Annotated in this window: 8 protein-coding genes; 6 read left to right on the top strand and 2 right to left on the bottom strand. The window is 23.4% G+C overall.

Annotated elements, in window-relative coordinates:
- Positions 1–20 precede the first annotated feature (20 nt).
- Positions 21–665: a lactate utilization protein gene (locus N3A58_02320; protein ID MCX8058233.1), complete on the bottom strand. Its 645-nt coding sequence runs from the start codon at positions 663–665 to the stop codon at positions 21–23.
- A 235-nt stretch (positions 666–900) separates the two neighbouring features.
- Here N3A58_02320 and N3A58_02315 point away from each other — a divergent pair, with 235 nt between their 5' ends.
- The 4 genes from N3A58_02315 to N3A58_02300 all read left to right on the top strand — a co-directional run bounded on the left by N3A58_02315 (position 901) and on the right by N3A58_02300 (position 7,982).
- The gene (locus tag N3A58_02315) at positions 901–1,959 is read left to right on the top strand and encodes an efflux RND transporter periplasmic adaptor subunit (protein MCX8058232.1); all 1,059 of its coding nucleotides are present in this window, start codon (positions 901–903) and stop codon (positions 1,957–1,959) included.
- 5 nt (positions 1,960–1,964) lie between these two features.
- Complete coding sequence (locus N3A58_02310; protein ID MCX8058231.1) at positions 1,965–5,120, top strand: efflux RND transporter permease subunit; 3,156 nt, start codon at positions 1,965–1,967, stop codon at positions 5,118–5,120.
- Between the two features lie 16 nt (positions 5,121–5,136).
- Positions 5,137–6,420 (top strand): carboxypeptidase-like regulatory domain-containing protein, encoded by a 1,284-nt coding sequence (locus N3A58_02305; GenBank protein ID MCX8058230.1) that lies wholly within the window; start codon positions 5,137–5,139, stop codon positions 6,418–6,420.
- A 125-nt stretch (positions 6,421–6,545) separates the two neighbouring features.
- Positions 6,546–7,982, top strand: a complete 1,437-nt coding sequence (locus tag N3A58_02300) for a TolC family protein (protein MCX8058229.1) — start codon at positions 6,546–6,548, stop codon at positions 7,980–7,982.
- 78 nt (positions 7,983–8,060) lie between these two features.
- On the opposite strand, the gene N3A58_02295 is transcribed toward N3A58_02300, so the two are convergent.
- Positions 8,061–9,665: a DUF4147 domain-containing protein gene (locus tag N3A58_02295; protein ID MCX8058228.1), complete on the bottom strand. Its 1,605-nt coding sequence runs from the start codon at positions 9,663–9,665 to the stop codon at positions 8,061–8,063.
- Positions 9,666–9,837: 172 nt separating this feature from the next.
- Here N3A58_02295 and N3A58_02290 point away from each other — a divergent pair, with 172 nt between their 5' ends.
- Both N3A58_02290 and N3A58_02285 read left to right on the top strand, forming a co-directional pair.
- On the top strand, positions 9,838–10,083 hold the full coding sequence (locus N3A58_02290; GenBank protein MCX8058227.1) for a thioredoxin family protein: 246 nt from the start codon (positions 9,838–9,840) through the stop codon (positions 10,081–10,083).
- A gap of 68 nt (positions 10,084–10,151) precedes the next feature.
- Positions 10,152–11,333 carry a permease gene (locus tag N3A58_02285; protein ID MCX8058226.1) on the top strand — a complete coding sequence of 394 codons (1,182 nt, stop codon included), beginning with the start codon at positions 10,152–10,154 and terminating at the stop codon, positions 11,331–11,333.
- The last annotated feature ends 1 nt before the right edge of the window (position 11,334 follow it).

The raw sequence follows: 11,334 nt of genomic DNA, 5'->3' as shown, positions 1-11,334 counted from the left end.
TTCCTAAAAGATTTGTTTAACTAGAATCCTAAATCTTCTTTAATAAATAATACTTCTATTCTTTCTTTTTCACCACAATAGCTAATGATAGTTAATGTTCCACAAATTCTTTCTGGTGAAATGCAATCAAAACATCTACCACTTTTAGTACATGGAGTATTTCTATTAAATCTTATTGCATTTTGAACTGAAGCAATATTTTTAACTCTATAAATTGTTTTTTCAAGGTCATCTTCTATTTTATTCCATCCTGCAAAAATAAAAACCTTTTTTGGACCATAAATTATGGGACATATTCTATTTCCCCATAAATCAATATTAACAATTTCCCCAGTTTCAGAAATGCCATTTGATGAAGAAATAAATATTTCACATGTTAGTATTTTTTTTTGAATTTCTTCTCTTTGATCTTTAGTTAAACCATCTTTATTTCTATCTAAAAGATTATAATTGTTTTCTCTTAGGTATTGAATTATTTCAATCTGTTCAAGAGTTCTTGAACCGCCATATCCTATGCTTTTATCTTTATCAATTTTTGTTAAAAAATATTTTATAGCTTCTTCTTTTGTTTCAAAAAATTCAGCTCCAAAATTTCTTTTTCTAAGATTTTCAATTGTTCTTAAAACTTTAATTTCAAGTCTTTTTTTTCTTTCAGAAGTTTCCATATTAAAAACTCCTTAAAAAAATATTAAATGAAATGAATAAATTTTTTATATAAAAGATTAGTTTAGAAATCTGATAGAAGTGCTAAATTTTCATAAATATATTTTAATTTTAATTGTATTTTTTTCAATAAATAATATTGATTTTATATTAAATATTTTGAATTAAATAATATTTAAATTATAATTTTTATAGGAAGAATTTGATTTTATAATATTCAATTTTTTATTAAAATCTATGACAAACAGAAATATAAGATATTTTATTTTATTTAGTGTATTATTAATAATTATTATTATATGGTTTTTATCAAGAGCTAAACAAATACCAAATAATGAAGAAATAGTGATTCCAGTTGAAACAATTAAACCGATGTATGGAAATATTGAAAAGACATTAGTAGTTTCTGGATTTGTTAAATCTGAATCAGTTGTAACTATTTTACCTAAAATTTCTGGTTCATTAATTTCTTTGTTAGTTTCGGTTGGAGATAAAGTTAAAGAGGGGCAAATAATAGGAGAAATTGATCAGGGGCCATACCTTCTTCAATATGAGCAGATTAAAGCTGCCTTTGAATCAGCTAAATCTACTTTTGAAAGAGTAGAAACTCTTTATAAAAATGGAGCTACTTCAAAACAAAATTATGAACAGGCAAAAGCTCAATATGAGGCTTATAGATCCCAATATGAATTATCAAAATTACAGCTAGGATATACTAAGATAGTATCACCTGTGAATGGTGTAGTTTTGATGACACATAGTGTTCCAGGATCTCTTGTTGCCCCTCAAGTACCAATTGTTACAATAGGTGATTTATCTAATTTAGTAGTGGAAGTTAAAGTTCCGGAAAAATATTATTTTTTATTTTCAAAATTGCAGAATCAGATGGAAATTTATATAACCTTCCAAGATTTTATTGATAAAAAAATTAAAGGAAAAATAAAATACATTACTCCATTTATATCTCCTGAGACAAAAACTTTCACTGTAATTTGTTCTATTCAAGATATTAAAGAGATTTTACCTGGGATGTCTTTAAATGTTAATTTTGTAATTGATAAAAGAGAAAAGGTTTATTATTTACCAATAGAAGTATTATTGTTAAATAATTTTGCTTTTTATGTTGATGAAAAATCCTCTAAAGCTTATAAAATAAAACTAGATGTAACTTTTTCAAATGATCAATACTTTCAAATACCAAAAGAATATAAAGATTATAAGTTTATTATAGATGGCCAACATTTCCTTAAAGAAGGACAGAAAGTTAATATTATTGAAGAACATACTGTATATTAAACAATATGGAAAAATTAATTAAGTTTTCGATAGAACATTTTGTTATAATAACTATTTTAGTAATAGCTTTAATTTTTTTTGGTATATTATCTTTATATTCTTTAAGACAAGAAATGTTTCCTGATATTTTTTTACCTTCTCTTTTAATTATAACTACTTATCCAGGAGCAAGTTCTATTGATGTTGAAAAAGATGTAACAAGCCCGATTGAAGATGCTTTATCTACATTATCTGGGATTGATTCTATACAATCAAGTTCTTTTGATTCCCTGTCCTTAATTGAAATTAGTTTTAATTGGGGAGTAGATATTGATAAGAAATTTCCTGAGGTAAGAGAAAAACTTAATAGCGTTGCTAATGACTTGCCAGAAGGTATTTCTGGTATTCCAGAAATTCTTAAAATGGATCCTAGTAAATTACCTATAGTAACTGCTATTCTTAAAAGTTCTTTAAATAAAGAGGAATTAACTGAATTTTTTGAAAAGCAGATAAGAAGTAGAATTGCTAGAATAGAAGGGGTTTCAGAGATAATACTTCATGGTGGAGAGAAAAAAAAATTAATAATTACAGTTAAAAAAGATCTAATAAATTCAAAAAATATTTCAATCTTAGATATTTTCCAAATATTAAAATATTATAATATTTCATTTCCAGGTGGAATTGTTACCTTTCAAGGTAAAGATATTAATATAAGGAGTTTTGGGGAATTTAAGTCTATATCAGATATAGAAAATCTTGTTGTTGGATATTTTGATAAAACATTTATAAGACTTAAAGATGTAGCTAAAATAGAACTTTCTATTCCAAAGCCTGATGAGTATACATCTTCTCTAGGCGAACAGGTTATTGTTATAGATATAATGAAACAACAAGGTAAAGATACTTTAAAAACAACTCAGAATATAATAAAACAATTTAAAGACATTGAAAATATTTATGGAGGTATTATAAGATTTCAAGTTATTTCAAATCAAGGATGGGACATAAAAAAGTCTATTAATACTGTTCGAGATTCTGCTGTTATGGGAGGCTTTTTAGCAATTTTAATATTATTTTTGTTTTTGAGAAATTTAAGGGCAACATTAGTTGTATCTTTTTCAATTCCTCTTTCTTTATTATTTGCTTTTATTGGAATGAAATTAACTGGAAGATCTATAAATTTAATGACATTAAGTGGTTTAACTGTTGGAATTGGAATGGTTGTAGATGCTTCAATAGTTGTTTTAGAAAATATAGATACAAAAATTAAAGAAAATTTAAATTATAAAGAAGCTGCATTTTTAGGAACTAAGGAGGTTGCAGGAGCAGTTTTAGCTTCTACTACAACATCTCTTGCTGTATTTATTCCTATGATTTTTATAAAAGGTATAGCAGGTCTTGTATTAAAAGATATTGCTTTAACAATATCTTTAGCTTTAGCTGGTTCTTTGATTGTAGCAATAATTTTTGTGCCATATGCAGTTTCTTATTTTTTTCCTGAAAAAAAAATAAAAAATTTTTACAACAAAAATTTTAATGATAGAAAAAAATATGCTTTGAGTCAGTTTCTTACTAAAACTAAAGACATTTTTATTAAATTTTCAAATACTATTGAAAAACTATTAAGTAAATTAATTAACTTTTATAAAAATATATTGTCTTTTGCTTTATCTGAGAGAAAATTTGTAATAACAATAGCTGTTGTTTTACTTATAATATCTTTAATAACTCTTGATATTATTGGATTTGAATTTTTAAGTGAATCAGATATGAGTGAAATTGAAGTAAAAATATCAACTCCTGTAGGATACTCTCTTGAAAAAACAAGGAAAAAAGTCTTAATATTTGAAAAAATAATAAAGGAATATATTAATGAAATAGAGTCTACTTATTTTTTAATAGGTAGGGGTGATTTTTTTGGAATAAGTTCAAAGTCTAATATTGCTTATGGTAAGATAAGATTGGTTCCTGTGGAAAAGAGAAAAAGGTCTGTTTTTGAAATTATTAAATTTTTACAAAAAAAGGCAGAAGCAACAATTCCTGATTTTAATATTTCTATTTCTAATGGGGGCTTAGGTTCTCTTGCTTCAATTGCTCTAGGTGGAAAAGGTTTTATGATTGAAGTTTATGGTACAAATTTTGATTCTATTTATAAATCAGCTAAAATGGTAGAGCAGATACTTGCAAATGATAAATCTGTTTTGCAAACTAATCTTTCTGTATCTTTTGATTCAATAGAACTTCTTTCAGAGATGAAATTAGATTTTATGGGTAATTTAGGGGTGTCTCCATATGAAGCAGCAATAGCATCAAGAATATATTTTTATGGAATGAATGCTGGTAAATTTAGGTTGAATGATAAAGTATTTCCTATATTTTTAAAATCTGATATTTCTGATCAAAAAATAACTTCAAATATTTTAAATGAAATTTTTCTTAAATCAAAAAGTGGAAATTTTGTTCCTTTTTCAAGTTTTGCAAAATTAAATTTAAAACCATCTGTTTCTTTGATTAATCATAGAAATAGGTTAAAATCAATAGTTGTTACAGCTTATTTATCTAATCCAGATTTGAGAGGCATAGAAAAAAGGATAAAACCTATATTAAAAAATATTGTTTTTCCATTAGGGGTTAATTGGGAAATTATTGGAAGTGCAAAAGAGATTAAAACATCTTTCCAATCATTATTTGTTGTTTTATTAATAGGTATTTTTTTAGTTTATATGGTAATGGTAATACAATTTGAAAGATTTTCTCATCCATTTATTATTTTAGTATCAATTCCATTTATGCTTATTGGTGCTACACTTGGTATATTAATTGGGAAAACAACTTTATCAATAGTTTCTTTTTTAGGTTTGATAACTCTTGCAGGGACAGTAGTTAATAATGCTATAGTTTTAATAGACTTTATAGAATTGAATAGAAAATATTATAAAAAATCATTAAAAGATGCAGTTATAAATGCAGGAAGTAGCAGATTGAGACCTATTTTGATGACTTCCTTAACTACTATTCTAGGAGTTTTACCTATGGCTTTAGGTATTGGAGAAGGAGCAAATGTATATAGGCCACTGGGTCTTGTGATTGCTGCAGGATTGCTAACTTCAACATTAATAACTTTGGTTATTGTTCCTCTAATATATTATATTTTTGAAAGTAAAAAAGAGTATAAAAAGTAGATTAGAGGATTGATTTATGTTAAATTATATAAAAAATATTATTAAAAAGTACTTTAAAGATAAAATTAATTTAATAAAAAAAATATTAAGTTATTTATTTTATAATATTAAGAAAATAATAGTTTTTTATCTTTTACTTAATTTTTTTATATTATTTTCATGTTCAAGTGTTTTTAGGGCATCTTTAACAGGAAAATATATTGATTCTGAAACAGGGAATGGAATAAATGATGGTTATGTATTTCTATATACTGAAGAAAATAATTTTAAGGAAGATTGGAATAATTATCAAAAAAATTCAAATTATTTAATTTTTTTCAATAATTGTTTTACATCAATTACAACTTCAAATCAAGGTAATGAAAGTGGAGTATTTAATTTTAATGCAATAGTTTGGAAGACTTTATTTCCTAATTTTGGAAAAGATGCTGATATAATGGATATAATATTAGTTTTTTATCACGAAGACTATGGAGTTTCTTATACGAGACACAGGATTATTTCGGATTCAACTACTAGAATTCCTCCAATTAAAGTTGAAAGAATAAAAAATAGCGCAATAATTAGAGGTAAAATAATAGATATATCCAGTGGAGAAGGAATACCAAATGTAAGTGTTAATATATATGTTCCTGAAAGTTGGTCCTTTGATGTAAATGGTGATCCAATTGTTAATGATTCTAATTTTAACAACAAACCAACCTATACTGTTTTAACAGATTCAAATGGAAATTATTCTATAAAAATATCATTTCCAAAAGTTCCTAATTTGAAGGATGATAAAAAGAAGACTAAAGTAAGAGTTTTGATTTCTTTAACTGATTATGAAACCTCGTCAAATATAGATTCAAATCTAACTGATAATACCAGTTGGGATCCTGATGGAAATGGAATTTATGAAGATTATTATCAAAGTTTTGTTATTAATAAAGATGCTACAGTTCAATTACCTCCTCTTAAAATGAGGAAATTAATTTTTACAGAGTCAATTAATGGAGTTGTAAAATTATCAGGAAGTGGTGTAAATGGTTATAAAGTTAAAATAACTTATAAAACAAGAAATAATGAACAAACATCGAAAACAACAAGAACATATACTTTTTATCCTAATAATCAAACATCTATTCCAGGTTACTTTGAAATTCAAAATATTGAGCTTTATCCTGATGGAGTCGAGGGAAATCAAAATTATCAAGATATTAAAATAGAGGTTTATGATTCTATGAACAATTTAAAAACAACAATAAATAATTTCAGAATATATGAAAATGCTGATAATTATATAGAAATAAATATATAAAAATAAAATAAAAATTAAAATAATTAAAGATATTTAGAATATTTTTATATAAAAAATATTTTTAATTTTGTTTTATTTTTTATTTATTATAGAATTAAAAATTTTTTATTTTCATTGATTTTATTATGATAAATTTTATAAAAAAAATTTTTTTAAATTTTATAAAAATATCTATATTTTTTATTTTATTTATTTATTTTTCTATATTTTGTTTATCTGATGAAGTATATAAATTTGATTTGCAAAAACTTATTAATTATGCATTAAATAATAATATAGAAATAAAAAATATAGATTTAGATATTAAAAAAGCAGAATATGATCTTTTAATAGCAAAAGCAAAAAAATATCCATCTATTTCTTTAACAGTTAGTATGAGTTATTTATCTAATCCAATAGGTCCTATTTCAATAAATGCAGGGCAATTTGGATCATTTTTATATTCAGGGGGTGAAATATTAATTCCTCCTCAAGATACAATTATTTATAAAGGTATGGAGAAGACACTTTATCAATTTAAATTAATTATTGACCAAGCTATTTTTACTTGGGGAAAGATTGATAATTCTATAAAGATTTATGAACTTTTAGTCGAATCAGCTAAATTGAAGAAGTTAGAAAAAATAAATGAGGTTAAAACAAAAATTAAATCATATTATCATTTAATTTATTTAATGGATAAAGTACTTTTTTATTTTGATGAACAAGGAAAATTAATTGAAAGAATAATAAATTTATCAAAAAAAAATTATGAAAATGGTTTTATAACATACTCTGAATTTCTTCAAATTTTAATTAATCAAAAAGAATTTGAATATAACTATGTTAAAATAAGAAATGAAAGAGAAAAGATTTTATTAGAATTAAAAAGTGTATTAAATTATGATAAAGATTTAAATATAATTATTGATTTTACAGAACTTGATAGAAAATTTAATATAAATGATATAGAAAGTTTTTTTTATAAATTACCTGAAAACTATAAGATATTATCTATCCAAAATAGTTTACAGTTAAAACAGCTTGAAATATTTAAAAAAATTGTTCAATTACAATATGAAATTATAAAATCTAGTAGCTATTTTAAACCTGATTTGGGTTTAAGAGTTGAGATTTCTTATAATGGTCCAAGAATACCATTGGTTGAGATAGGATGGTATACTTCAAATGATTTCAATATAACAATTTCTCTTGGAATATCTATGTTAATTTATGATGCAGGAACTTTAGATTATAAAATTAAACAGGCTAGAAATGAAATTGAAAAGGTAATTGGGCAGCTTGAATATTCTAATCAATATATAATAAATTTTCTTGAGTCTTTAATTTATAAGTTAGAAATAAATAAAATGAAAATTTATTATTATTTTTCTAAAATTATTGCAGATATAGAATTGATAAAATCAAAAGAGTTTGCATTTCAACAAGGAGAACTAAATGAAATTGATTTTTTAAAATATAAAATGGCTCTTTGTTTAGATAATATATCTTTTTATTTAGAATTAATGGATTACTATTTGAATTATTTTAACCTTGAAGCTTTTCTCTACATAGAAAACTAAAGACAAATATTTTTTGAAATTAAGTATTATTTAAATTAATTAATTATATTGGTTATTAAAAAAGTTTAATAAATTTTTTTATAATAAGAATTTATCTATTATTAAAATTCCAACATCTGCAACATTTGTTCCTGTGGGACCTGTTATTATAGAATCATTTATCTTATTAAAAAAATTAAATGAATCAAAAGAATTAATATATTTTTCTATTTTGATCTTATTTTTATAAATATAGCTTAAAGTCCAATTATCAGCGATTGCTCCAGCAGCTTTTGAAACTCCATCAATACCATCAGTTCCAAAACTTACAATACAAAATAAATATTTTTCATATAAATTTGATTCATTATTTTTATTATTTTTTTTATTAAATTTAAAACTTGGAATATATAGTAAATCTAAATATTTAATATTTCTTGATTTTATAATGTTATTTAAAAAAGATAGAACAAAATGCTGATTTCTTCCCCCAATTCCACTTTTACCTTTAATTTTTACTGTTAATTCACCTCCCCAAATTATTGCAATAGGAAAATCAGTTTTTATATTTTTTTCTAAAATCTTACCATAAAAATTTAAAAAAATATTATTGTTATTTTCAATTTTATTATTTATTAAATAATAAAGAATATTTAAGATTAAATTAGAAATTTTTTTAACATTCCCTGATAAAGGTTCATTAATTTGGATTATATTATAATTTTTATTTAATAAGTATTCTGATATATTATAACAACAATAAGAATTAGAGGCTATTAAAATATTGTAGAGTTTATTTTGTGAAACTAAAATATTGTATTCTTCTTCTTTTAAAGTTTCAAAATTTTCATTATTAATTTTATTATTAAAAAATAGATATACTTCTTTATATTTTTTATCCAAATTATATTTTTTGAGTATAGAATAAGCATTGATTAAGTTTGAATTATCAAAATAAGTTGGGCCCGACCCTATAATCTGAAGGTTGTCCCCTGGTACATCAGAAAGAATAAAAGAAATAATTGTAGACTTTGCTATTTTAAGTAATTTTCCTCCTTTTAATTTTGATAGATGCTTTCTAATAGTATTTAATTCGTAAATATCAGCTCCACTTTTTAATAAATCGATAGTTAATTTTTTTAAGATATCAAGAGGTATTAAAGGAACTTCTGTTATAGAAGAACTTCCTCCTGATAAAAGAAATATAAGTAAATCATCTTCTTCTAATTTATTAATAATTTTTAAAATGTTATTGCCTGCTATAACAGAATTTTCATCAGGTAAAGGGTGTCCTCCATTTATATAATTTATTTTTTTAATATTTTCCTTAATAAGTTTAATGTTAAAAATTCCATTATTATGATTTTCTTTAATTATATGAATTATCTTTTTTTCTAAATTATTGATTTTTTCATTTGATACAATTAATCCTTCTTTTATTTTAAGTTTGTTAATTATAGAAATACCCATTTTAATAGCTGCTTTTCCGGTTGAAATTAAGTAGATATTTTTGAAATTTTCTAATTTTATATATTTTGAATCAATTTTTAATATATTCCTTTTTTCGTCTATAAAATTATTTAATAAATTAATAGGATCAATACTTTTTAATCCAAAATTTAAACTTTCCAGAATATCCTTTCTAATAGTTTTTAATTTTTTTATTGAATTTTTTTTTATATATTTTTTAATTTTTATTTTCATAATAGTGTTAAAATTTCATTTTCTATAATATAACAAAAAAATAATTTATAGATATTTTTTTAAATGAAAAGATAGTTTATTTATTAAACTCAATAAATAAAAAATATAGTTGGGATTGAAGTTTTTTTAAAATAAATTAATTTAAATTAATTATTTGTTAAAGGAGATATTTATGAAAATTCAAATACTTGGCAAGGGTTGCATAAATTGTCAGAAATTGGAAGAAAATGCAAAAAAAGCAGTTGAGGAATTAGGCATTGATGCAGAATTTGAAAAAATATCAAATATTGATAGAATAATTGAAATGGGGGTTTTAAGAACACCAGGATTTGCTATAGATGGAGAAGTAAAAAGTTCAGGCAAAGTGTTAAGTAAAAATGAGATTATAGAATTAATAAAGAAAGAGATAAGGAAATAGTTATTTTATTTTGATATTTTGCTCTTTAAAATATTGTTTAAATTATTAATTAATAAGAGGTATTATTGATGTTTTTAAAAGAAAATGAAAATAAAAGAACTTTTTTTTATCTATTTATATTTTTTATACTATATTTTCTACCTCCTGGAAATAAAATTATTCATAGTGCAATATTAGAGTCATTTGAAATGTTACTTGATTATGCAAAGTCGCATGTTTTATTTTGTTTAATACCCGCTTTTTTTATTGCTGGAGCTATAAGTGTTTTTATAAATCAAAATGCTATATTAAAATATCTTGGCCCAAATGCAAATAAGTTTATATCCTATACAATTGCTTCAATATCAGGAAGTATTTTAGCAGTTTGTTCATGTACAGTTCTACCCCTTTTTAAAGGTATCTATAAAAAAGGTGCGGGTTTAGGTCCTGCTATATCTTTTTTATATTCAGGTCCAGCAATAAATATCCTTGCTATGATATTATCATTAAAAGTATTAGGATTTAAGCTTGGAGTTGCAAGGATTATTGGAGCTATAATTTTTGCCTTTGTTATAGGAATAGTAATGCATCTTTTATTTAAAAAAGAAGATGAAGTTAGATTTAAAGATGAAAAAATGTTTAAATTTGAAATCTCAGAATCTAGAAAATTGTGGCAACAAATTATTTTTATGGTTGTGATGATCCTAATTTTAATTTTTTTAAATTGGGCACCAAGTAAAGGCACCCTTCCTGTTTGGGATATTATTTATAAAAATAAATGGATAATTTCTGGTATTTTATTATTAATATTATTTTTAATATTAGGCCTTTGGTTTAAAAAAGATGAACTAAATAATTGGGTTTTCGTAACGAGAGATTTTGCTTTACAAATTGTCCCTCTTTTATTTTTTGGAATATTAATAGCAGGTTTTTTGCTTGGTAGGCCAGGACATATGGCTTTGATTCCAAATGAATGGATAATAAAGCTTGTAGGTGGCAATAGTTTATTTTCAAATTTTTTTGCAAGTTTATCAGGTGCATTAATGTATTTTGCAACTTTAACAGAAATTCCAATTTTGCAGGGATTGATCGGTGCAGGTATGGGTTACGGGCCTGCATTAGCTTTATTGCTTGCTGGACCATCATTATCATTACCTTCTATAATTGTAATATGGGGAGAGCTTGGTGCAAAAAAAACTTTAGCTTATATCTTTTTAGTTATTTTGATGTCTACTATTGTTGGTTGGATAGTGGGAATGATCATTTTTTAAT

The organism is Spirochaetota bacterium (assembly GCA_026415295.1).
GTDB lineage: Bacteria > Spirochaetota > JAAYUW01 > JAAYUW01 > JAOAHJ01 > JAOAHJ01.
This window is presented reverse-complemented; position numbering and strand designations above follow the sequence as displayed.